Raw genomic sequence first — 22,672 nt, 5'->3', positions numbered from 1 at the left:
CGAAGCCTGAGCCCCTCCAACCATTGTCATCAGCGGCCGACTCACTAAGAATGAAGCATGCCGGTATACATGAGGTCCCTTGAAACCGCAGTTCCGCCAACCATCCTCGTGCAGTCGCAGGCACGCGACGTCTTCGCAGCTCAACCAGGCCTGACGCGGCTCGGATCGCGACTGGTCTCCACTTGCTTCGACTCAGCTGCAATAGATACCCGCTATACGGCGGTGGAAGAGTTGAGCCTCGACGCGCATCCGGAAAATCCACGATTCTTTGACCCTTCGACCAATCACGTGCTGAGCCCCAGCACCAAAGTCCGGAACGAGATTTTTGCCACGGAGGCCACCAAGCTCTTTATCGAGTCCGGCAAGGCTGCGGTAGCACGCGTGCCGGACATCGACCTCGATGACATTACTCATGTCATTACTGTCTCCTGCACGGGATTCTTCAATCCTGGTCCCGACTACAAGGTCGTCCGGGCGCTGGGACTGAACCCCGCCGTGCAGCGTTACCACCTCGGCTTCATGGGCTGCTATGCCGCGTTTCCAGCCCTGAAGGCAGCCAAGCAGTTCTGCCTGGCAGATCCAGCCGCCGTCGTTCTGGTTATCTGTGTGGAGCTTTGTTCGCTGCACGTGCGCACCTCCAACGACCCCGACACCATCATGGGTTCGGCCATCTTCGGGGACGGTGCAGCCGCGGCCATTGTGACGTCCAAGGAACCCCAAGGGCCCGAACCGGTGATCAGGCTGGACCACTTCGAAACGGTCCTCACCCCCGTTGGTGAAGAGGCGATGGCCTGGAATATTGGTGACGAGGGTTTTGAAATGGTCTTGGGTTCCTATGTGCCGCACATCATCGAGGAGCACATTACCGGGGCGTTGGAGCCGTTGCTCGCCAAAGAGCCGCAACTGGCAGAACTCCCCTATCGCGATATAGCGCACTGGGCCATTCATCCCGGTGGGCGCAGCATACTGGACAAGGTCGAATCCAAACTCGAACTCACCGCGGAGCAACTGGTCCCTGCGAGGGAAACACTCAGGGAATACGGCAACATGAGTAGCGCCACTGTGCTGTTTGTCTTGAAGTACATGCTTGGGCAACCCGCAAATCAACGCGAGGAGCGAATCTGCTCCATGGCGTTCGGTCCCGGCCTCACGGTGGAGACTGGCCTCTTTACGTTGGTCTCTCCCACCCTGTGAGCCCGTGGGGATCCCTGAAAAACAGGGACGTGGATGCCATCGAGGACATGGACCGGCCTGATTGTGACCTCCAGCGCCTGGATCGCAGCTACGCGCGCTTCCCGGTGGTTAACCGCCTCCTTTCCGGATGGCACCGGACGTACCGTGACCGCTTCCGTCCACTTCTCGCAGCCAACGGCACGGCGTCGATCCTGGACATCGGGTGCGGTGGTGGGGACGTCGCTCGAAGCTTGGCGCGATGGGCCGCAAAGGATGGATTTGCGTTGAAGGTAACTGCCATAGACCCTGACGAACGGGCATATAGTTTTGCGACCCGGGCGCCAGCGGTGGAAGGCGTCACCTACCGGCGGGCGCACAGTGCGGATCTTGTCGCGGAGGGCAGGAGGTTCGATATCGTCCTCTCGAATCACATCCTCCACCACCTCGATGCTGACCAACTCGCCGGGGTGTTGAACGACTCAGAAGTACTGTGCCAGAGGCTCGCGCTGCACAATGACCTCAAGCGGAGCAACATGGCATACCTTCTCTTCGCGGCAGGCTTCTGGCCTTTGGGCGTCGGCTCTTTCATCTGCGGTGACGGTTTGGTTTCCATCAAGCGCAGCTTCACCTCCGGGGAGCTCCAGGCGGCGGCTCCGGAAGGATGGAGGGTGGATCGAAACGGACCGTGGCACAACCTGCTCGTCTACAAGCATGCCGGCGATGGATCCTGGACGTGAGGGACAGACGTGCTTGACGTCATCATCGTGGGTGCCGGCCCGGTCGGTCTGTTCATGGGCGCCTTGTTGCTCAATCAAGGGCACCAGGTCCGAATCCTTGAACGTCGACCGACCAGGAGCCACCGTTCAAGGGCAATAGGGATTCACCCGCCGGCGCTCATTGAACTGGAACGGGCCGGTCTTTCCGCGCCGTTGTTGGCATCCGGTGTGCGGATCGAGCGGGGCGTTGCGTACAGCAAAGGCAAGAAAATCGCCGAGCTGCCCTTTACAGGGGACCCGGACTTCCCCTTCATCCTCGCGGTCCCGCAACCAGTGACGGAGCAGGCACTGGAGCAAGCGGTCCTGGCGTTGGACTCCAAGGCGATCATCCGCGGCGCGGACGTGCGCAATTTTGCCGACGACGGCGGCACTGTCAGCGTCCGGGCGGCCTCACCTTCCGGAGAACACACCTTCACCAGCCGTCTTTTGGTGGCAGCTGACGGAGCCCACTCGCTGATACGACAACGTCTTCTCCCCGACCTTCCGGCCCGCAGCTATCCGGATAGTTATCTGATGGGAGATTTCGTTGATGGGACAGGCCATGGAGACAACGCGGTCCTGTATCTGGAGCCCGAGGGGATCGTGGAGTCGTTCCCCTTGCCTGGGGATGTTCGCCGATGGGTGGTACGGCTTGGAGCCCCGGCGGATGGGGCGACGGCGGCTGAGCTGGCTGCCATGGTCCAAGCCCGGACCGGCGCCGTGCTGGATCCGGAAAGCAACACCATGTTGAGCGCATTTGATGTCCAGTCCAGGCTTGCGGGCCGCATGATCCATGGCCGAACGGTGTTGTTGGGCGATGCCGCCCACGAGATCAGTCCCATTGGTGGCCAGGGAATGAACCTTGGATGGCTTGGTGCTGCTGCCCTGGCACCTCTTATTGATGCCTCCCTCAGGGGACAGGCAGTCGGTCGCCAGCTTCAGGTGTTCGAGAAGGACCGACGCCGGGCAGCGGCCCGCGCATCCTTGCAGGCGGGCTTGAACATGGCACTTGGAAGGCCCCTCCCTCCGGCAATCATGGCCGCCAGGAACGCGTTTTTTAGTTATGCGTTGGAGTTTCCTGCTGTCTCAGCGTTGGTGGAGCGGCGCTTCACCATGCGCTAGCTCGTGCGCGTTCCTTCAGGACGTTGCCTGTTCAGGGAGTGTGTAGTAGCAGTCGTAGGTGTCCTGGCTGATGATCAAACCGTCCCGCAGCTCAAAGACAGCGGTGCTCCGCGCACGTATGGTTTCGCCGGCGTCCCAGTGTGGGAGGTCCAGGAGCAACGTGGCTGACCAGTTCATCTCCAGGACTACCCGGTTGCCTTCGCAGGTGGTCCGGACCACCTCAAAGCTCTGGTTCGCCACGATGTTCTTACTGTGATCCGCGCCACTGAGAGTCTCCTGAAGGGTTCTGGTGGACCCGGTTTTGGATAGCGCGTGCGGCCATTCCGTCAGTGTGAAGTCGTGGGCCAGGTACGGGCTGATCTCAGCGGCGCCGCCGCCGGACTCAACCGTCCTGATAAACCCGAGTACATGGTCCAGGGGGTTGCTTTCAGTCATCCGACGAGCCTAGCTGAACGCGGAGATCGGCGCCCGGCAAGGGCGCACCCGGGTGAAGGACCAGGCGCGAAGAGGAGGCTTCGCGTTAGGCTCAAGTCATGACGCAGCAACCTCACTCCGAGGCGCCCAGCCCGGCTACTGACTTTAATCCCCTCCAGATCAGGGACGCAGTCCTCCGGCTACTTGAAACAGAGGAACTTCCGCCGATCGTTCAAGCCGGGCACCCCGTCCTCCGGCAACAGGCCGCGCCATATGACGGCCAGCTTGATGGCGCTGAATTGGCGGCGTTCATCGAGCGGATGCGTGAGGTCATGCACGCGGCACCGGGGGTTGGACTGGCGGCTCCGCAGTTGGGCATTCCGTTGCAGTTGGCAGTCCTTGAAGACAAGTACGAGGTGGATCCGGAGTCGGCAACTGTCCGGCACAGGGAGCCGCTGGAGTTCATGGCTGTCCTCAACCCGAAATATCGGCCTCTGGGAAACGAGACAGCGTCCTTCTATGAGGGGTGCCTGTCCGTTAACGGCTACCAAGCGGTGGTCACGAGAACCCGCAATGTGGAATTGAGCTACCTCACGCCAGAGGGCCGCCCTGTGGAGGAATGGTTCTCAGGGTGGCAGGCACGCATAGTGCAACACGAAACGGACCACCTGCAGGGAATCCTTTACGTGGACAAAGCAGAAATGCGATCGCTTTCCAGCAACGCGGAACACTCATTACGGTGGACCAACCCGGACATTGAGGACGCGCGCCGGACTCTCGGCTTCCTACACGGCTAGCTGGTCCGTGGCTTGCATCAGTCCGCCATATGGTTTGATGCAGTCGGCAGATACATGGCCCACCACGCAAGGATGTGTTGGAACCGCTGCTTGCGGTGATGCGGTGTCCCGGAACGCGACAATTCATGGTCCTCGCCCGGGAAGACGAGTAACGACGTCTCAATTCCCCTCTCTTTGAGGAGCGCGTAGTACCGCTGCCCTTGTTCGAGAGGACACCGAAGGTCGTTTTCGCTGTGGATCACCAGGGTCGGTGTCACGACGGAGCCGCCTACGGCCAAGGGGCTCTGAGCCATAAGCTGACCGGGTGCGGCTCCAGCGTACTCGCCGCCAAAAAACCAGCCAATATCGGACGTGCCCGCAAAGCTGACAGGGTCCAGGAATCCGCGTTCGACAATTGCCCCTTTGAAACGGTGGTCGTGTGCGATGGTCCACGCCGTAAGGTAACCGCCATAGGATCCACCCATGATGCCCACGCTGTCCGCGTCCAAGGTTGCGTGGGCGGATAAGGCAGCGTCCAGGAAAGTGAGCACGTCCTGCATGTCCACGGTTCCCATCCGCTCCTTGATGACCCGTCCATGGGATTGTCCGTAGCCTGAGGAGCCCCGCGGATTGCACATCACTACTGCGTATCCTGCAGCTGAATAGACTTGCGCTTCGTCAAAGAAGGCTCCCGTGTATTGGGAGAACGGACCCCCGTGGATGGTCAGTAGGACAGGGTGCGGTCCGGGGCCGTCGGGTAGCACCAACCAACCGTTCACGGGGTATCCGTCGTCGGCGGTTGCCTGGAAATCCACAGGCTCACTGACCCGTGAGCTGTTCCGAAGTCCCGCCGAGAAGTCTGTCAGCAGACGCAGTTCACCACGCTCCAGGGAGGCGACGTCGCCAGCGGTGGCCGCATCCAGGAAGCTCACGGCAATTTCGCCATTGGCACCAACTGTGGCTCCAATAACCACGCGGGCGCCATGGACCAGTGGCGTAATGCTTCCCGCCGCCGTGACATCGAGGAGCTCCACGCTGCCCAATGCTGTGTTCAAGACCAGGACGCTGTCCGGTCCGCTCGGTTCCAGCGGACCTGAGACGTCCAAATGCTCGACGTCGGTGAGGGCCACGGCATCTCCCCCGATGACAGGCATTGAGTAGAGAACGCTGTTGCGCGCGACAAAATCCCGTCCTGTATCGCCCAGGTCCTGCGCGGTGAAGAAGAGCGAGCGGCCATCGGTGGACGCCTGCACCGCCGTGACGGTCTGCAGTTTTGGGTTGTGGGGTTTGACGAGCTCGGGTTCGCCGCCTGTTGCGTCAATCCGGTACACGGACGTTACGAGGTCCTCATCATGCCCGTCGTGGAGAGCGGCTACGAAATAGAGGAATCTGCCGTCGGCCGAGAAGCATGGCGCCTCATGGTCCGATTCGCCGAACGTCATCTGCCTGGCATCGGGAACCCCGGTTACCTTGGCACCCGGCCGTTCGTGGGCGGCTCTGCCGCGGGGAATGACAACAGGCTCGCCTCCCAATTCCGGCACGTCAACCACAAACAGTTGCTGGCGCTGGTCCAGGACGTACCCCACACCGTTCATCCGGTACTGGTTCACGGCGATAAGCCGGGCGTCTTCACTGCCGGAAGCAACGCCGTCGACCGTTCCATAGCGGCCCGGTTCCGCAACACGGCTGGTGAAGACCACCCGATGGGAATCGGGCGCCCACGCAAACCCGTTGACCCCGCCGTGCTGATCCGTGACCTGCTGTGGTTCGCCCCCTGCCGACTCCACAACAAACAGTTGTGCTTTTCCCTCTGCGTCGCTCCGCAGGAAGGCCAAAACCAGGCCGTCAGGCGAGAAAGCCGGCGAAGTGTCCCTGAACCCGCGGGTGATACGTCGTGGGCGCTTGCTGGAGTCCAGCGGTACGTTCCACAATTGGCCGACGTAAGTATCGGCGTCGAAATCAGGCCTGACGACGGATACCACCGCTTTAGTGCCGTCCGGATGGATGGCTGGGGCGGAGACGGAGTTCAACAAAGGCAGCTGCTCGGGTTTCACCTTGGTGAGCCTAGCCCCGCCGCCCTGGCGCAGGCACCAGACACTCCGGCCCACCGTAGGATTGAATCCATGTTGTCCGATGCCGTTGCCGCCCTCCGTTGTCCCGTTTGCGAAGGGCGGTTTCAGCTTGTCGAGGACCCACAGCGGAGGCTTGTTTGCGGTTCCGGGCATGTATTCGATGCCGCCAAACAGGGTTACTTCAACCTGCTGACAGGTAAGGGCACAGTCTTCGAAGCTGATTCGGCGGAGATGGTGGGAGCCCGGCATCGATTCCTGGACCGCGGACACTACGCTGCTTTGGCCGAGCGCGTTGCGGGTCTGGCAGCCGCATCGCTGCAGCGGCCCGGGGCCGTGGTTCTCGACGCCGGAACGGGCACCGGTCACTACCTCCACCGTGTCCTGGAAAGGACTCCGGCTTCTGCGATAGGTCTGGACATCTCCAAATTCGCGCTCCGCCGCGCTGCACGGCTCAACGGGGATGCTGCCAACCTCGTCTGGGACATTTGGCGTCCGCTGCCCATTGCCGATGACGCGGTGGACGTGGTCCTGGTGGTGTTCGCTCCAAAGAATCCGGCAGAGTTCGCCCGGGTGCTGCGGCCTGGTGGAGAGCTGATTGTGGTGACACCGCAGCCAGGACACTTGGCTGAAATCGCTGCCCGCACCGGAATGCTCAGCATTGAGGAAGGCAAAGCCGAGCGCTTGGCTGAATCCCTGGGTGGCTATTTCCACGCTGATGCAACGTACAACCTGGACGTGCCGCTCACCCTCACGGGCTCCGAGCTGGCCGACATCGCCTATATGGGGCCGGCCGGTCACCACATCAAGCCCGAAGAACTCGCTCTGCTGGCCGATGCGGATGGAACCGTAGCGACCACGGCGAAGTTCCGAATCAGCCTCTTTACGGTGGGTGCTTCGGCTTCCTGACGAGGGACTCAGCGTCGGGCTAGGATGGAGGAACAGCGACTGTGACCCCGTCTGCGGCGGGGTCCGGGACCAAGGGGGAAATGATGTTTGAATGGCTCGGCGAGAATTGGTGGGCGCTCTGGCTCACGGTCTTCCTCGCGTTCGCGGTGGTGGAGATGCTAACCCTCGACCTCTTCTTCATCATGCTCGGAGGCGGCGCATTGGCCGGGGTCATAGCCGACTTCGCCGGGGCCGATTTCTGGCTCCAGATCGTCATCTTCAGCGTGGTCTCCCTCTTGATGATCGCCTTCGTCCGCCCGGTCGCCTTGAAACACCTGCATAAGGGACCAGCAGAACAGCGGACGAATATCGACCGGCTCATCGGTCAGCCCGCCCTCGTCATAGAAGCCGTCACGGGCACCAGCGGACTGGTAAAGATCGGCGGCGACGTCTGGAGCGCGCGCAGCACCGCTGGAGTCCTCGACGCCGGCGCTACCGTTCAGGTCACCAGGATTGACGGCGCGACGGCGGTAGTAGCCTCGCCTGCCGAAAACAGCCCGCGCTGATTCGAACGGGAAAACCAGAATTCTGCGGATAACAGGCTGGCAGCCTGCCCGCAAAAGGCCAAAGCAAGCCACGCAATTGGGGAATCAAGGAGACGCATGGACGGTTTAGGAGGAACAGCGGCAGCAGTTGTGCTGATTGTTCTCGTCATTTTTGTCATCATCGTGTTGGTCCGCTCGGTAAGGATCATCCCGCAGGCACGTGCCGGCGTCGTTGAACGCCTCGGCAAGTACCAGCGCACGCTCAACCCGGGCCTTACCATCCTGATTCCGTTCGTCGACAGGCTCCTGCCGTTGCTCGACCTCCGTGAGCAGGTGGTGTCCTTCCCGCCGCAGCCAGTCATCACCGAGGACAACCTCGTGGTTTCGATCGACACCGTGGTCTACTTCCAGGTAACGGACCCCCGGGCGGCTACCTATGAAATCGCCAACTACATCCAGGCGGTAGAGCAGCTGACCACCACCACGCTTCGTAACGTTGTGGGTGGCCTGAACCTCGAAGAGGCACTGACCTCCCGTGACCAGATCAATGGCCAGCTGCGTGGAGTGTTGGATGAAGCCACAGGCCGCTGGGGCATCCGCGTCTCGCGTGTGGAACTGAAGGCTATTGATCCGCCCCACTCCATCCAGGACTCGATGGAAAAGCAGATGCGTGCAGAGCGCGACCGTCGAGCAGCCATCCTGACTGCTGAAGGAACCAAGCAGTCGCAAATTCTTACAGCAGAAGGCCAGCGCCAAGCGGCCATTCTCGCAGCTGAAGGTGATGCGAAGGCCGCCATCCTTCGGGCAGACGGTGAAGCCCAGGCCATCCAGAAAGTCTTTGACGCCATCCACAAGGGCAACCCGGACCAGAAGCTTTTGGCTTACCAGTACCTTCAGACGCTGCCCAAGCTCGCCGAGGGCAGTTCCAATAAGCTGTGGATCATCCCCAGTGAAGTTGGCGAGGCCTTGAAGGGCATTGGCAGTGCGCTCGGAGGCGCCAACGGTGACTCCGATGCTGCTGGCTTCTTTGGCGGCAGCAACAAAGCTGCCGCTTCGGAGCCGGCAGCTCCCGTGGAATCCACCACGGCAGCACAGTCAAGGCCCGCGGAATAACTCTGTTGTCAGGCAGTTGAGCGGTCAGCCAAACGGCTGGCCGCTCATCGCATTTTGTACTGCTTTTGGGTACTTACCATCCATCCGCGTATAATGGGATATTTGTCCGGCTGGTTCAGTGTGGATGGAACATTAAAGCTTGGCCAGGCGTTGCAATTAGTGATGCAAGGTGTGCAGAAGTAGTCCGTAGGGACCGTGAAAACGGCTTACGGCTAGCGCGGAGTTCAGACTCCGCGAACAGACAGAGGGAGTAATCATGAGCGATCGCAGCCTGCGGGGTATGCGTCTTGGCGCCCAAAGCATGGAAACCGAGTCCGGCGTTGAACCGGCACCGCGCCAGCGGGTTGAATACCGCTGCGAGGACGGCGAGCAGGTCTTCGTCACCTTCTCTGCTGAAGCCGAGATCCCCCCTGTTTGGGTTTCCAAGACTGGCAAGGAAGCCTTGCTCGTAGACGGCGAGCGTCCCGTGGATGCCAACGAGAAGGCCGTCCGTACCCACTGGGACATGCTTCTGGAACGCCGCAGCCTTCCGGAGCTGGAGCAGATCCTTGAGGATCGTTTGAACATCCTGCGTGAGCGCCGCGGAGAGCGTCGCTCAGCTTAGTCTTCAAACTCAAGCAAAAAGGCCGGAGCGGTTCCCTTTGGGAACCGCTCCGGCCTTTTCTTATGAAAGCTACCTTTATTTTGCGAGGGCAGGCTGTTTTCCGGTGAGCTTGGCCCACCGTGCCGCCAAGCCCCATTTGGTGACGTTGATCATGGCTTCCACCACAATGTTGCCACTCATCTTTGATGCACCGAGCTCCCGCTCAACGAAGGTGATGGGACGCTCCTCAATACGCAGGCCGAGCTTTGCCACGCGCCAGGCAAGATCAACCTGGAAGCCATAACCCACTGAATCCACTTCATCCAACTTGAGGGCTTCAAGTGTGCTGCGGCGGAAAGCACGGTAGCCGCCCGTGACGTCCTTGATTTTCAAGCCAAGCATGATGCGGGCATAGGTGCTGCCAATACGGGAGATTGCCTGGCGGTAGAGAGGCCAGTTCACAACACTGCCTCCCGGTACCCAGCGCGAGCCCATGGCAAGGTCGGCGCCCTCTTTGACCGCATCAAGGAGGAGGGGCAGCTGCTCGGGCTTGTGGGAGCCATCGGCGTCCATCTCGACCAGAACGTCATACCCGGCGGCGAGGCCCCACTTGAAGCCGGCGATGTAGGCCGCGCCAAGGCCTTCCTTGCCTTTGCGGTGCAGCACGTGCACTTGCTTGTCCTCGGCGGCTATGCCGTCAGCAAGTTGTCCCGTGCCGTCCGGGCTGTTGTCATCAACCACCAGGACGTCCGACTCAGGCACTGCGGTCCGCAGCCGGCCCAATGTCTTGGGGAGCGATTCCAGCTCGTTGTAGGTAGGGATGATCGTCAGGACACGCAAGAAGAGGCCTTTCCTTGATGGAGCGGTCAGTGTGCCGGACCAGCCTCAGGGCTGGCGTTCTGGCGCAACTCTCCATTATAGGACGATCCTGTGCACTACTACGGGCAGCTGTGGCCCCGGCCACACAGACTTAAGCGCTGCGGGCAGGTCCATAGACCCAGGACCAGTGTTGTCCGGACAGGCATTTTGCCGGACGAACTGTTTTCTAGGGCCCTATGGGCCTGCCCACTCGCGTACCGCCACCAAGCCATATCCTGGCCGCGAACCAGATAATTACTCCCGGGAAAGCCCCAGGACTTAACAATCTGTTGAGCCTCAATGCTACGGACTTTACAAAAGCTGTCAACCAGGGCTTGACCTGCGCGTTCGTGCATCGTCCCAGTTCAGGCGGGGAGTTCAAACCTCAAGGAAACAATGGGCTCAGACCCGGAGGGATTCGTGCGCGAAGAGCTCCTGGCCTTCCCTCACCGTCTGCAGACATACAGGATCGTTGCCAGTATCCAAGGCCGGGAGCAAGGGGGTGCGGGCACGGGGATCGGTGCTCCAGGACTGCACACGGCTATCCGCTACCTGCACCATGAGTTCCTCAATTTCCCATACCGCGAAGCTGGCTGGCGCACCAGGGACGAGTTGGCCCATGAGAGGGTTCCTGTGTTTGGTGGCCCGCCAGCCCGCCCTCGTATGGCCAAGGAAAGCCGCGCGCGCTGAAATGCGCTGGTCCGGGTTGCTGTGTTCCAGGCAGGCCCGGATGCTGGACCAAGGGCTGAGCGGTGTGACCGGGCTATCGCTGCCAAAGGTGATCGGAACTCCGCTGGCGTAGAAGGACGCAAACGTGTTCATTGCCTGGCTGCGGCCGCCGAGTCGTTGCTCGTAGAATCCCCCAGGGCCTCCCCAGAGAGCGTCGAATGCCGGCTGCATGCTGACAGTCACTGAGTACTTGGCCAGCTTCTCGACGGCGGACTGGTCGGCGAGCTCAACGTGTTCAAAGCGGTGACCCGCCGCGCGGATCCGCTGCTCCCCCACCTCGTCAGCTGCGGCGTCCAATGCCTCAAGCGCAACATCAAGTCCTGCATCACCGATGATGTGGAAACCGCCCTGGATTCCCAGCAGCGAGCATGCAGCAAGGTGCTTGGCGGCTTCATCCACTGAAAGATACACGTTGCCCCGTTGACCTGGCGCATCGGAATAGTCTTGCCTCAAGGCAGCTGTCCGCGAACCGATGGAACCATCGATGTTCAGATCTCCCGCCAAGCCCAGGACGTCGGGGCCCACGCTGTCCAGGATACTGCGGGCGTGATCTTCCGATGACGCCAGCTCGCCCCAATACGGCAGCACCTGCGGTTTGCCGGCTTGCCTGTTCCAGGACATGGCCATCTGAAGATCTTCCGGCCCGCAAATGTGTGGGGCCGACATTTCCGCAAGGGCAACATAGCCGTTGGAAGCCGCATAATGCAGGGCCTGTTCCTGATACCCGCTCCGTTCGGCCTCACTGAAGCGCCGCGCCGCGAGGCGGGCGGCGGTGTGGGCAGTCCTGACTACGCGGCCGCTGTCCCCCGTGAAGCCGTCCATGCCCGCAAGGCCTGCCGACGCCGCAAGAGAGGATGAAACGAGGGCGGAGTGAACGTCAATGCGGGAAAGGTAAACCTGCCTGCCGCCCGAGGCCTGTTCCAGCTCTTCAAGCGTTGGAAGGGTAGCATCCTGCCAGGTTGTTTCATCCCAGCCATGCCCAATGACACTCCCGGTACCGCCAGCGGCAGCAACGGCGTCCAGCAGCTCCCGGGAAGAGCGCACGCCCGTCAAGGACAGTCCAGCCAAAGCTAGGCCCGTCTCCGTCAAGTGAGCATGGGAGTCAACAAAGCCCGGCGCCACGAGGGCTCCCCGAAGATCAATGATGTCCATGGTGGAATCCGCGATGGACGTCGCTGCTTGCTCGGAGCCCACCCACGCGACCGTGTCACCGTCCACCACCATGGCGGTAGCGAACGGATCGGCAGCGGTATAGATCGAACCGTTCCGGTAAAGGGTCACCTTGCGGACGTTTTCGTGGGGGCGGTCGCCGGCGGACAGGCCTGGCTGGTTCATGCGGTGTGCTCCTCGAGCGTTGAAGAAGGTCTGGGGTCTCGAAAACGGTTCCGGGTCAGGCGATGGTGGAGTAAGCCACGACCCCCCGGCGGACCAGATCGATGGATTCACGGCAGATCCGCGTCAAGCGGGGATCCAGTTGTGGAATTTTGGCGAGTTGGTCCAGGAGGTCAACCACTTGCTTTGCCCAACGGACGAAGTCGCCTGCAGCAAGGTCAGTGCCGCTGAGCACGTCCTGAAGATGGCGGCCTTTGGCCCACTTGTACATGGGCCACATGAGCCCCAGCTCCGGTTCGCCGGTCAGGGGAAGCCTGTTCTGTTCCTCGGTGTCCTCAAGTTGGGACCATTCCCGGACGACGATGTCGACCGCCGTTTCCAGCGCAATCGATGGCATCCTCGGGCGAAGGCCCCGGTCTTCACGCTTTGCCTGGTACACCAGGGTGCTGGCCAAGGAGGCCAGCTCGGCAGCATCGAGATCGTTGATGGCACCACGCCTGATGGATTGTGAAATGAGCAGGTCCTTCTCACCGTAAATGCGCCGCAGCCGCTGCCCGTCCGTGCTGATGGTGACCTTGCCGGCGTCGTTGGTTTCGAGGTACCCATAGGCCGAAAGGACGTCGCATACGCGATCGAAAGTTTTGGCAATCGTGTTGGTCCTGCTTTGGATCTGGCGGATCAGGCCGTCTGTCTCCTTGCGAAGTTTCCACCAACGCTCGCCCCAGCGGGCGTGGTCTTCGCGTTCACTGCAACCATGGCAAGGATGCGCCCTGAGCGCCCTGCGTAGTTCAGTGATCTTCTGTTCCTGGTCCGGGAGCCGGGAACCCAGGCCAAAGTCTTCATGCCTGCTGTTGCGGCGCGACTTGGGAGCATCGTCACTGATGGCATGGCGCATGGAGGAAGCGAGGTCACGCCGCGATTTGGGGACCTTGGCGTTGAAGGATTTCGGGATCCTGATCCGGGTCACAGGAGACACCGGGGCATCGACGTCGTGGACGCCGATCCGGCGCAGTTGATTGTCCGAGGTGAGGACAGAAGGCCTCGGCTCGCGGGCGTTGGCATCGGAATCAAGCACGACGGCGTAGCCCGCCAGCCTGCCGCTGGAGACGCTGATGACGTCCCCTGGGATGAGCCTCGTCAGTGAATCCGCCACCCTGGACTTTCGCGCGCGGTGGTAGTTCCGTTCAGCGAACTGTTCAGTATCACTGAGCTCCCGCCGGAGCCTGGCGTATTCGGTGAAGTCGCCCAGATGGCACTCCATGGATTTCGCGTATCCTGCCAACGACTCCTCGCGGCCACGGACCTGCCGCGCCAGCCCTACGACGGAGCGGTCCGCCTGGAACTGCGCGAAGGACGACTCGAGGATTTCCCGTGCCCGGACCCGGCCAAACTGGGCAATCAGGTTGATGCTCATGTTGTACGTGGGCCTGAAGCTGGAATTCAGCGGGTAGGTGCGGCGGGACGCCAAGCCAGCCACGGCAGCGGGATCCGTTCCCGGCTGCCACAGCACTACGGCATGGCCCTCGACGTCGATACCGCGGCGTCCAGCCCTGCCAGTGAGCTGCGTGTACTCCCCCGCCGTGATGTTGACGTGGGCTTCGCCGTTGAACTTCTCAAGCTTTTCCAACACCACGCAACGCGCGGGCATGTTCACCCCGAGCGCCAACGTTTCGGTGGCAAAAACTGCCTTGACCAAGCCATCCGCAAACAGCTTCTCCACTACCTCCTTGAAGGTGGGAAGCATGCCCGCGTGATGAGCCGCGAAGCCCCGGATGAGGCCGTCGCGCCAGCCCCAGAATCCCAAGACATCGAGATCATCGGCAGGGATTTCGTGGCTTGCTTCATCCACCCGCTGCGCAATGATCTGCTGTTCGCGTTCGGTAGTGAGCCATAGTCCCGATGCCGCGCCCTGGGCCACTGCAGCATCACAACCGGCCCGGGAAAAAATGAACGTAATGGCAGGCAGCAGGCCCTGACGGTTGAGGCTTTCAATAACCTGGGGGCGGCTTGCCTTCCGGACTGGGCTGCGCTGTTCAGTGTTCTGCCGTTCATCCCTGGAGCGGTCCTGCCGACGGCGGCTCCGGCCACCGTGGCCGAAGCGGCCGTTGAAGTTCATCCGGCTCTCGGAGCGGGCCATTGCCAGCAGATCCGGGTTCACTTCGAACTCGGGGCCGGTCACTGCCTGGCGGACCGGAGATGCCACGGAACTCTTGACGGCGGTCTTCCGGGTTTCTGCCGGGAGGGTGGCCTCGTCCACGGCGTCGTCAGCATCGCTAAGGTCCGGAACTTCTGTGTCCGGTATCTGGGGAGCGATTTCATCGAAAGTGGTATCGCCGGCAAAGAGGTCAACGATCTCCCTGCCCACCATGACGTGCTGCCACAGTGGCACGGGCCGGTGCTCGGACACGATGACGTCCGTATCGCCCCGAACGGTATCCAGCCATGCACCAAACTCTTCGGCATTGGAGACCGTTGCGCTCAGCGAAGCAACCTGTACTTCACTGGGCAAGTGAATGATGACTTCCTCCCAGACGGCTCCGCGGAAGCGATCTGCGAGGTAGTGGACCTCGTCCATCACGACGAAGCCGAGGTCACCGAGCGTCTCCGAGTCGGCGTACAGCATATTGCGGAGGACTTCGGTCGTCATGACCACAACGGGCGCCTCACCGTTGATGGTTGTATCGCCCGTCAGCAGGCCAACGTTGGCAGAGCCATACTTGGCGGCGAGCTCGGAGAATTTCTGGTTGCTCAGCGCCTTGATGGGTGTCGTGTAGAACGCCTTGAGGCCACGTTCCAAAGCCAGATAGATGGCAAATTCGCCAATGATCGTCTTTCCCGCACCTGTGGGAGCCGCGACGAGGACGCCACGGCCCTCCTGTAATGAGCGGCACGCCTCACGTTGGAAGTCATCCAATTCGAAGTCCAGCGTCCGGGCAAAGGCACCAAGATATGTCTTGGCCTCAGCTGCCCGGTGAGCTGCCGCCTGAAAGCGGTCTGATGGTGATGGAGACCCGGAAATGGAGGACATGCACCAAGCCTAATGGCCTGAGGTCTAGAGATTCTCCAGATCCGAGGCCGGGGTAGCAATATCTGCCGTGGCTTCGGTCTCAGCAGCACGCTTGATGGCACGGCGTTCCCGCCGGCGGTCGTTCCAGAGACAAACGCCGATGGCAGCGAAGAACAGAAGCAGCATGGGCGCCGCCAAGTAGAACATGCTCATGGCGTCGGCACCCGGGGCAGCCATGGCCGCGAAAAGGCAGACCAGGAAAATAGTGATCCGCCAGCTTTTGACCAGTTGCTTGCCCTTGACGATTCCGGCCAGGTTCAGCCCGACCAGTACCACCGGCACCAGGAAAGCGATTCCGAAGGCCAGAAGAAGCCTGAGGACAAACGCAAGGTAGATTTCGGCGCTAATGAAGTTCGAAGCGCCGGTGGGCGTGAAGTCCGTCAGGACACGCACTGCGTTGGGAAGCACGAGCCATGCCAACAGGACGCCGCCGATAAACAGCGGAACGGCAGCTGCTACAAACGACAGAGCCAACCGACGCTCTTTTTTGTGCAGGCCAGGGACTATGAAGGCCCACAGCTGGTAGATCCAGACAGGACTGGAAAGGATCACGCCAAGGAATACGGAGACCTGCACCATGAGGTCGAATGAGCTGGCTACGCCATCAAAGTTGAGGCTGGCAGCGCGGCCCTCTTTTTCGTTGAGGTCTTTGATCGGCTTGATCAAAGCTTCCAAGAGGGGTTGATAGACGATGAAGCCCAGCACCGTCCCAAGAATAACGCCGATGGCAGCCTTGAAGAGCCGGTTCTTCAGCTCCTTAAGATGGTCAAGGAGCGCCATCCGGGCTTCGGGGTTGGCCTTGCGCCCCTTCGTCTCTACCACTTCTTCTTAGACGCGGTTGGAGGGCGGAACGTCGGTCTCGCCGGTGTTCTTGGCCTTTACGTCGGGGTGGTCTACAACCCTGCCTTCGACGGCGTCAGAGGGGTCTTGGGTTTCCTTCTTTTCGGAGGACCCGTCCTTTTTCATTTCCCGGACTTCAGACTTGAAGATACGCATCGACTGGCCAATGCTGCGCGCCATGGACGGCAGCTTCGGTGCAGCGAAAAGCACCAGAGCCAGGACGATGATGATGATGAGATGCCAGCCTTCGAGCCTCATGTGGGGAGGTCCTTTCCTTTTGGATACATCCTACGTCTATCTGAATTCAATGTCGTGCAGGGATTGGGGCTGACCCCGCTCTGCTTTGCGCTGAACGCGCTTCTGGCGACGAACTTCCTGGCGGAAGGCTTTGGCCGTCAGGTAATCATGACGCATCTGCTCCGGCGAGGCAAAAATTGCGGATCCCGGCTCCGGGTGGCGTTCCGGGGCCTCAACATCGGAGGTTTCTGCGGCAGGAGAAACATGGCTGAAACGTTTCCCAGCGTCCCCTAATTCGTGAACAGTGGCCATGAATTTCCTGAACAGCCGAAAACCCAAGGTCACATGGAGGAGCAACGACAGGGCTATGAGCGCGATCCACAGCAGGATCCAAAACCACCAAGGCATCTGAGTAGTCTAGCCAGCCACGATGTCCGACGAGGAAACGGCACCGTATTGGTCCAGGGCCGCTGTGAGCCACGCCTGGACTTTCTGGCGCAACTGCGCAGGGTCCAGCACCCGCACCGTCCCTCCATGTTGGGACACAAACATTGGTAACCACTCCACATTTCCAAAGCGCACCTCGGCGAGCAGTCCGCCATTGGGCAATTCGGCAGTGCGCTCGGCGTAGTAGTCGTCAGCCAGGCCAGCACCCTGCCGGGTCAACTCAAGCACCACCAGGACGTCGTCGTCACTGGGCGTGAAGAGCCGTGCCGGAAAGTCTGCATCAGCAGTTGCTGTCCCGGAGACAGGACGGCCATTGGGTTCCAGGGATTGCACACGGTCCAGCCGGAAATTCCGGAGTCCCGACTTGCTATGGCAGTAGGCCTCGAAGTACCAGGTGTTGTCCAGGGAGTAGAGCCGCAGGGGGTCCACGTCGCGCTCGGTTACTTCATCCCTTTGCGGGGAAAGGTAGCTCAGGCGCAGTTGTTGGCCGTCCCTGATGGCGTGCGTGATGGTGGCGAAGGCTTCCGATTGCTCGGGTGCCACCGACTGGCCTGCAACGGCACCGGCCAAGCGTCCGGCCTGTCCTGCGGCACCCGTCAATTTGATGGTCACAGACTCCAGGGCGCTGCCCGGTTCGTCTTCGGGCAAACCTGCAAGTGCAGGCAGATCGCCGAGCATCGACAATCCAGTCAGCAGCGCCGCGGCTTCGTCCTCGCTGAAGCGAACAGGACGGTTCAGGTCCAAATGCTCCGTGATGTACACATGGTCGTTTTCCCATTGGATGTCCAGGAGATCGTCCGGGTAGCCTCCGGGCAGCCCGGAACAGATCAGGATTTTCAGGTCGTCGATAAGTGCTTTGCGGCTGATGCCGAAGCGGTCAGCTACCTCCTGTACGTGCAGGCCCTGATGGTGGACCAGGAAGGGCACCAGTTGCAGCATGCGCGTGAGTTGGTCTTCGGACGTGCGTTTCCTTGATCGCTGCGCGCGCGCAGCTTCGGGGAATTCCACGGGGATGGCCGGGGACGCATTGAACTCCGCAGCGCTTTTGAGCCGGCGTACGACGGCGGCACGCAGCTCGGCAGGTTCAACCACTTTGAGGTGGGGGCCATACGAGGCCAATTCCTCGGCGAACTGTTCGGGATCCCGGAAGTCCACCAGCAGCCTGTCCCTGCCGTCCAAGCCCTTCTCAGCCGGTTCCTTCCCGGCACCGCTGGAAACAGCACGTTTGCGCAGGGCGAGAAGACGTCCGGCGTCTACGTCCATGACAGCCTGCTGCACGGGAAGTTCGTTGAGCGAATCCAGCTCCGCCCGGGCGTTGAAACCGGCTGGCGGCTCGAAGGAACTGCCAGGTATGGCCGAGACGGCGGTGGTCATGCGTGACAACCTGAAAATCCGCTTGGCTGCCCTCCCCCGGTCAAATCCCACGAGGTACCACTGCCCAAACCGGCTTCCCAGGCCCCAAGGCTCCACCTCGCGCACTTCCTCACGCCCGGTGCTTCCGGCGAGGTACCCGAAGCGGACCCCATGCCGGCCGTGCATGGCTGCAACGACGTCGTCGAATGCTTGTCCGGCTGGCTTGATCCGCGGCTGGACGCCGGCAGGAAGGTCGACGTCGGTGAATCCACCTGCGGCCTGCAGCTTGCGGACGGCATTGACTGCGGCGTTGCCGAGAGCAGCACGTTCCCACAACTGGGCGGCAAGGAGGAGGACGGTGGATTCGGCGGGCGTCAGGCTGACATCAGGAAGCCTGTTCGAGTCCTTGCCAATGCGGTAGCGGGTTGATGCGGGATCCTCGGACCCGAAACTGCGGGGGTCCGTGAGGGTCTCGATCTCAAAGCCGAACTGTTTCAGATCCACTTTGTCCCGCTCGAACATCCGTCCGAACGCGACGTCGTTTTCGGCGGTGTCGCGATAGACCTTTTCCCGCAGGACAGAGCGCGGAAGGCCCACCCTGGTATTGAGCAAGGCAAGCAGGAGATTCAGGAGTCGTTCAGTGCGGGATGCGGACACGCTTGCTACGTTACTAAAGTCCTGGGCGAAAGCAGCAAGGCGCGTCACCGGCCCGGCAAAAGCCGGAAGGTAACGCGCCTTGGCAGGAAGCTTTCGCCCTAGCGGACAGCTACGAGGTCAACGACGAAGATCAAGGCCTCATTGGGCTTGATTGCTCCGCCGGCGCCACGGGACCCATACGCCAGTTCTGAAGGGATCTCCAGGCGGCGACGGCCGCCAACCTTCATACCCAGCAGGCCCTGGTCCCAACCCTGAATGACCTGGCCTACGCCAACACGGAAGTCCAGCGGAGCACCACGGCCCCAGGAAGCGTCGAACTCTTCGCCCGTAGACCAGGCGACGCCAACGTAGTGGGTGGATACGGTGTCGCCGGCTTTGGCCTCGGCGCCGGAACCCTCGATGAGGTCCGTGATGACGAGTTCGGTGGGAACGTCGCCTTCCGGGAAGTCGATTTCGGGCTTGGTGCGGTCGAAGTCACGCTGACCAAATGACATGGTTGCTCCTTGCTTTGGGGGACGTAGGGGTGTGAGGGACGAATGGTGCCAGGAACCAGCTTAGCCAGTCCCGGATCAGGTAGCTGCCTACTTGACGCCGAGGATGTCAACGACGAATACGAGATCGCCCTTGGCTTCACCCTGTCCAGCCGCGCCGTAGGCAAGGTCCTGCGGGATGACCAGAAGAACGCGGGAGCCAACCGTCTTGCCTTCCAGGCCTTGGGTCCAGCCCTTGATGACACCGGAAAGCGCGAAGCTTGCTGTCTGGCCCCGGTCAAAGCTCGAGTCGAACTTCTGGCCGCCCACAAGATTGACGCCTACGTAGTTCACCGTGAGGGTGTCAGTGGCCTTAACAGCAGCGCCGGAGCCCTTGATGAGGTCCTGTGCGATGAGTTCCTTCGGAGCGGCTGCGCCGTCAACGGAGATCTGCGGGATGCCCTTGTCATCTTCCTTCACGGTGGGGAGCCCAGCCGGAGGAGTGACGGTCTCGCCTTCCGGCTTCGACAGGACCGGAGCTGCTTCCTTAGCGGAAAGCAGCTTGAAAACCACCAACTGCGTAGAGCCGGCTGCGGCGCCCGTAGCTGCCGAACCCGGCGCGGCGAACGCGATGTGGGAACCGATCTTGGCGCCAACAATGGCGTTGTAGATCAGCTCATTGCCCTTCTTGAGCTCGTCATTCAGCTCAATGGGCTGGGGGCCGTTCTTGTAGACGTCTTCAACGGTCTTGCCGTCATTGCCATCCACGGCGATGTATGCGAGCTCGGCAACCTGGCCGGCTTTGATACGCTCGCCGTTGCCTTCACTGACTACCTTGATGGTTGGTTCAGCGACGGTAAGCGGCTTGGTGAAGTCCAGACCAGGGGCTTTGTCATCTCCGTTATCTGTCACCTTCACGGAATCGAGTTTGGAGACATCGCCGGATGACTGGCTGGTGGGCTCGGCGGCTGGCGTACCCCCTCCCCCACACGCAGTGATGAGCAGCAGGGCAGGAAGAAGAATTGCTAGGAGTCGGCGCACAAAAAAGACACTTTCGTCGGGGCAAGGGACACTCGGAAAGGCGCATGGCAGATCCAAGCCAATGGCCTCTTGGAAAGAGGCCACAGTCCAGAATAGCCGGTGAAGCTGGGAGTCCGCTCAGAAAAGCTGTTAGCCCATGGAGTCCAGGAGCGCATCAACGCGGTCGTCGACGCTGCGGAAGGGGTCCTTGCACAGGATCGTCTGGTGTGCGCGGTCGTTGAGCTTCAAGTGCACCCAGTCCACCGTGTAATCGCGTCCAAGTTCCTGCGCCCTCCGGACAAAGTCTCCCCGCAGCTTGGCCCTGGTTGTCTGGGGAGGAGTGTCAACAGCGTCCTTCACTTCGGTTTCGGGGACCAAACGCCGTGCGGCATCCCGTGATTGCAGCAGGAAGAAGAGGCCGCGCTGGCGTGAAATGTCGTGGTAGGTGAGATCCAGTTGAGCAATGCGTGGCGAGTCCAGGCTGAGGTCGTGCCGACGCATGTAATTGTCCATCAGCTTCTTCTTGATGGCCCAGTCCACCTCGGTATCGATAGTGCTGGTATCGCCGCTTTCAATGGCGTCCAGGGTCCGCTCCCACAGATCGAGAATAAGCGGCACATGGGCATTGTGTGCGCCGTTCGCGGCCACGAACTCTGTGACCTTTGCCAGGTACTCCCGCTGGATATCGAGCGCCGAAAGTTGCCTGCCGTTTGCCAAACGGACCAAGGCGCTGCCCGTGAGGTCGTGCGAAATTTCCCGGATGCTCCGGATGGGGTTTTCCATTCGCATGTCCCGCATGATCACCCCTGCCTCGATCATGCGCAGGATCAGGTCCACCGTGCCCACCTTGAGGAGTGCGGATGTTTCGGACATGTTGGAATCACCCACGATCACATGGAGCCGCCGGTAGAACTCGGCATCGGCATGCGGCTCGTCACGGGTGTTGATAATGGGGCGTGACCTGGTGGTGGCAGAGGACACGCCTTCCCAGATGTGGTCCGCCCGCTGTGAAAAGGCGAAAGTTGCACCATGGGGTGTCTTCAGCACCTTGCCCGCTCCCGCGATGAGCTGACGGGTCACCAGGAACGGGATGAGGATCTCGGCCAGCCTGGAGAACTCACCCCGGCGGGGTATGAGGTAATTTTCGTGGCTGCCGTAGGAGTTGCCAGCGGAGTCGGTGTTGTTCTTGAAGAGGTACACCGTGCCGTTGAAACCCTCCGCGGCGAGCCGGGCCTGGGCCTCATCAACGAGGTCGTCCAGGATGAGCTCGCCGGCGCGGTCGTGGGCGATGAGTTGCGCGAGGTCGTCACATTCTGCGGTGGCGTATTCAGGGTGCGAACCAACGTCCAGGTACAAGCGTGAACCGTTGGTCAGGAAGACATTGGAAGACCTGCCCCAGCTCACCACCTTGCGGAACAAATAGCGGGCCACTTCTTCGGGGGCCAAAGGACGTGAGTCGGGGCTTGAATAGGAAATCCCAAACTCCGTCTCGATGCCGAATATGCGCTTGTCCATCTCAAGCCTCCTCTGTGAGCAACTGTGTCATGTCCTCGGGAAGCAGACGCCGGAAAGCCCGGCGGGAACCCCTGTGACTCTCCGAAGCGCGGTCCAGGACTGCCGCTTCGACGGCGGTCGCCGGGAGGGCATCGGCTTCCTTGTCTGTCGCCAATGCGCGCAAAGCCAATCTCATGGCCCCGGCAAAACCAAGCTCAGGCTCCCAAGCCCCGCTGACGACGTCGGAAATCTGATCGGCAAGTCCGCCCATCACGACGAAGCCGTTCTCATCGGCAATCGAACCATCAAAGGTGAGCCGGTACAGGTGGTCCTGCTCCTGCGTCGGGGCGACTTCAGCCACGGCCAGTTCCACTTCAAAGGGCTTTTGTTCGGCGGTGAACACGGCGCCGAGGCTCTGCGCGTAGACGCTGGCCAGTCCCCGGGCGGTCACGTCTTCGCGATCGTAGGAGTAGCCGCGGACGTCCGCGTACCGTACCCCGGCCTGCCTCAGGCTTTCGAACTCGTTGTACTTGCCCACCGCCGCGAAGGCGATTTTGTCGTAGATCTCGCCGATTTTGTGCAGCGAAGGTGACGGGTTCTCAGCAATCAGCGCGATGCCATCAGCGCAACTGATCACCACTACGGAACGTCCGCGGGCAATGCCCTTCCGTGCGAAGTCCGCACGATCCTTCATCAGCTGTTCGGGCGAGACATAGAACTGCTGCGTCAT

General features: G+C 61.2%; 21 protein-coding genes. 8 read left to right on the top strand and 13 right to left on the bottom strand.

Annotated features, from left to right (window positions below; all coding sequences use genetic code 11):
• Positions 1–57: 57 nt before the first annotated feature.
• From AC1DD7_RS15520 to AC1DD7_RS15510, 3 genes are read left to right on the top strand one after another with little or no spacing between them, the layout of a single operon-like run.
• Positions 58–1,194 (top strand): type III polyketide synthase, encoded by a 1,137-nt coding sequence (locus AC1DD7_RS15520; protein WP_477515688.1) that lies wholly within the window; start codon positions 58–60, stop codon positions 1,192–1,194.
• Positions 1,191–1,910, top strand: coding sequence for a class I SAM-dependent methyltransferase (locus AC1DD7_RS15515; RefSeq protein ID WP_477515687.1), 720 nt, complete (start codon positions 1,191–1,193; stop codon positions 1,908–1,910). The genes AC1DD7_RS15520 and AC1DD7_RS15515 overlap by 4 nt, the downstream gene beginning before the upstream one ends.
• A gap of 9 nt (positions 1,911–1,919) precedes the next feature.
• A complete protein-coding gene (locus AC1DD7_RS15510; protein WP_477515686.1) occupies positions 1,920–3,050 on the top strand; it encodes an FAD-dependent oxidoreductase in 1,131 nt (376 codons plus the stop codon).
• A 15-nt stretch (positions 3,051–3,065) separates the two neighbouring features.
• On the opposite strand, the gene AC1DD7_RS15505 is transcribed toward AC1DD7_RS15510, so the two are convergent.
• Positions 3,066–3,485 (bottom strand): nuclear transport factor 2 family protein, encoded by a 420-nt coding sequence (locus tag AC1DD7_RS15505; protein ID WP_477515685.1) that lies wholly within the window; start codon positions 3,483–3,485, stop codon positions 3,066–3,068.
• A gap of 98 nt (positions 3,486–3,583) precedes the next feature.
• Here AC1DD7_RS15505 and AC1DD7_RS15500 point away from each other — a divergent pair, with 98 nt between their 5' ends.
• A complete protein-coding gene (locus tag AC1DD7_RS15500; protein ID WP_431115302.1) occupies positions 3,584–4,261 on the top strand; it encodes a peptide deformylase in 678 nt (225 codons plus the stop codon).
• A gap of 17 nt (positions 4,262–4,278) precedes the next feature.
• On the opposite strand, the gene AC1DD7_RS15495 is transcribed toward AC1DD7_RS15500, so the two are convergent.
• Entirely contained in the window at positions 4,279–6,294 is a 2,016-nt protein-coding gene (locus tag AC1DD7_RS15495; RefSeq protein WP_477515684.1) for an alpha/beta hydrolase family protein, read from the bottom strand.
• Positions 6,295–6,363: 69 nt separating this feature from the next.
• Here AC1DD7_RS15495 and AC1DD7_RS15490 point away from each other — a divergent pair, with 69 nt between their 5' ends.
• From AC1DD7_RS15490 to AC1DD7_RS15475, 4 genes are all read left to right on the top strand, one after another.
• Positions 6,364–7,218, top strand: a complete 855-nt coding sequence (locus tag AC1DD7_RS15490) for a methyltransferase domain-containing protein (RefSeq protein ID WP_477515683.1) — start codon at positions 6,364–6,366, stop codon at positions 7,216–7,218.
• An 83-nt stretch (positions 7,219–7,301) separates the two neighbouring features.
• A complete protein-coding gene (locus tag AC1DD7_RS15485) occupies positions 7,302–7,763 on the top strand; it encodes an NfeD family protein (RefSeq protein ID WP_477515761.1) in 462 nt (153 codons plus the stop codon).
• A gap of 96 nt (positions 7,764–7,859) precedes the next feature.
• Positions 7,860–8,855 (top strand): SPFH domain-containing protein, encoded by a 996-nt coding sequence (locus tag AC1DD7_RS15480; protein ID WP_477515682.1) that lies wholly within the window; start codon positions 7,860–7,862, stop codon positions 8,853–8,855.
• A gap of 256 nt (positions 8,856–9,111) precedes the next feature.
• Positions 9,112–9,459, top strand: a complete 348-nt coding sequence (locus tag AC1DD7_RS15475) for an RNA polymerase-binding protein RbpA (protein WP_021470504.1) — start codon at positions 9,112–9,114, stop codon at positions 9,457–9,459.
• Positions 9,460–9,534: 75 nt separating this feature from the next.
• Here AC1DD7_RS15475 and AC1DD7_RS15470 read toward each other — a convergent pair whose 3' ends face one another.
• From AC1DD7_RS15470 to prcA, 11 genes are all read right to left on the bottom strand, one after another.
• Positions 9,535–10,278: a polyprenol monophosphomannose synthase gene (locus AC1DD7_RS15470; protein WP_224090400.1), complete on the bottom strand. Its 744-nt coding sequence runs from the start codon at positions 10,276–10,278 to the stop codon at positions 9,535–9,537.
• A 420-nt stretch (positions 10,279–10,698) separates the two neighbouring features.
• A complete protein-coding gene (locus AC1DD7_RS15465; protein WP_477515681.1) occupies positions 10,699–12,360 on the bottom strand; it encodes an amidohydrolase in 1,662 nt (553 codons plus the stop codon).
• Positions 12,361–12,415: 55 nt separating this feature from the next.
• The gene (locus tag AC1DD7_RS15460) at positions 12,416–15,385 is read right to left on the bottom strand and encodes a DEAD/DEAH box helicase (protein ID WP_477515680.1); all 2,970 of its coding nucleotides are present in this window, start codon (positions 15,383–15,385) and stop codon (positions 12,416–12,418) included.
• A gap of 24 nt (positions 15,386–15,409) precedes the next feature.
• On the bottom strand, positions 15,410–16,246 hold the full coding sequence (gene tatC, locus AC1DD7_RS15455) for a twin-arginine translocase subunit TatC (RefSeq protein ID WP_477515679.1): 837 nt from the start codon (positions 16,244–16,246) through the stop codon (positions 15,410–15,412).
• A 6-nt stretch (positions 16,247–16,252) separates the two neighbouring features.
• Positions 16,253–16,522: a Sec-independent protein translocase subunit TatA gene (tatA, locus tag AC1DD7_RS15450; RefSeq protein ID WP_431115294.1), complete on the bottom strand. Its 270-nt coding sequence runs from the start codon at positions 16,520–16,522 to the stop codon at positions 16,253–16,255.
• A 36-nt stretch (positions 16,523–16,558) separates the two neighbouring features.
• Positions 16,559–16,909, bottom strand: a complete 351-nt coding sequence (locus AC1DD7_RS15445; RefSeq protein WP_477515678.1) for a hypothetical protein — start codon at positions 16,907–16,909, stop codon at positions 16,559–16,561.
• Positions 16,910–16,918: 9 nt separating this feature from the next.
• Entirely contained in the window at positions 16,919–18,958 is a 2,040-nt protein-coding gene (locus tag AC1DD7_RS15440) for a helix-turn-helix transcriptional regulator (protein ID WP_477515677.1), read from the bottom strand.
• A 98-nt stretch (positions 18,959–19,056) separates the two neighbouring features.
• A complete protein-coding gene (locus AC1DD7_RS15435; RefSeq protein ID WP_216925697.1) occupies positions 19,057–19,452 on the bottom strand; it encodes an FKBP-type peptidyl-prolyl cis-trans isomerase in 396 nt (131 codons plus the stop codon).
• Positions 19,453–19,539: 87 nt separating this feature from the next.
• On the bottom strand, positions 19,540–20,469 hold the full coding sequence (locus tag AC1DD7_RS15430) for an FKBP-type peptidyl-prolyl cis-trans isomerase (RefSeq protein WP_216925698.1): 930 nt from the start codon (positions 20,467–20,469) through the stop codon (positions 19,540–19,542).
• A gap of 129 nt (positions 20,470–20,598) precedes the next feature.
• Complete coding sequence (gene pafA / locus AC1DD7_RS15425; RefSeq protein WP_477515676.1) at positions 20,599–21,963, bottom strand: Pup--protein ligase; 1,365 nt, start codon at positions 21,961–21,963, stop codon at positions 20,599–20,601.
• Position 21,964: 1 nt separating this feature from the next.
• A complete protein-coding gene (gene prcA, locus AC1DD7_RS15420) occupies positions 21,965–22,672 on the bottom strand; it encodes a proteasome subunit alpha (RefSeq protein WP_431115289.1) in 708 nt (235 codons plus the stop codon).

Source organism: Paenarthrobacter sp. 10L412, assembly GCF_056395565.1.
Note: the sequence above shows the minus strand (reverse complement) of the source record. Positions and strands in the feature narration are given on the sequence as shown.

Excerpts from the sequence above, each read along its gene's own strand:
- AC1DD7_RS15520 (WP_477515688.1), top strand. The coding sequence starts at position 58 with ATGCCGGTATACATGAGGTCCCTTGAAACCGCAGTTCCGCCAACCATC.
- AC1DD7_RS15505 (WP_477515685.1), bottom strand. The coding sequence starts at position 3,485 with ATGACTGAAAGCAACCCCCTGGACCATGTACTCGGGTTTATCAGGACG.
- AC1DD7_RS15500 (WP_431115302.1), top strand. The coding sequence starts at position 3,584 with ATGACGCAGCAACCTCACTCCGAGGCGCCCAGCCCGGCTACTGACTTT.
- AC1DD7_RS15490 (WP_477515683.1), top strand. The coding sequence starts at position 6,364 with ATGTTGTCCGATGCCGTTGCCGCCCTCCGTTGTCCCGTTTGCGAAGGG.
- AC1DD7_RS15485 (WP_477515761.1), top strand. The coding sequence starts at position 7,302 with ATGTTTGAATGGCTCGGCGAGAATTGGTGGGCGCTCTGGCTCACGGTC.
- AC1DD7_RS15480 (WP_477515682.1), top strand. The coding sequence starts at position 7,860 with ATGGACGGTTTAGGAGGAACAGCGGCAGCAGTTGTGCTGATTGTTCTC.
- AC1DD7_RS15475 (WP_021470504.1), top strand. The coding sequence starts at position 9,112 with ATGAGCGATCGCAGCCTGCGGGGTATGCGTCTTGGCGCCCAAAGCATG.
- AC1DD7_RS15465 (WP_477515681.1), bottom strand. The coding sequence starts at position 12,360 with ATGAACCAGCCAGGCCTGTCCGCCGGCGACCGCCCCCACGAAAACGTC.
- AC1DD7_RS15460 (WP_477515680.1), bottom strand. The coding sequence starts at position 15,385 with ATGTCCTCCATTTCCGGGTCTCCATCACCATCAGACCGCTTTCAGGCG.
- tatA (WP_431115294.1), bottom strand. The coding sequence starts at position 16,522 with ATGAGGCTCGAAGGCTGGCATCTCATCATCATCATCGTCCTGGCTCTG.
- AC1DD7_RS15445 (WP_477515678.1), bottom strand. The coding sequence starts at position 16,909 with ATGCCTTGGTGGTTTTGGATCCTGCTGTGGATCGCGCTCATAGCCCTG.
- AC1DD7_RS15435 (WP_216925697.1), bottom strand. The coding sequence starts at position 19,452 with ATGTCATTTGGTCAGCGTGACTTCGACCGCACCAAGCCCGAAATCGAC.
- pafA (WP_477515676.1), bottom strand. The coding sequence starts at position 21,963 with ATGGACAAGCGCATATTCGGCATCGAGACGGAGTTTGGGATTTCCTAT.
- prcA (WP_431115289.1), bottom strand. The coding sequence starts at position 22,672 with ATGACGCAGCAGTTCTATGTCTCGCCCGAACAGCTGATGAAGGATCGT.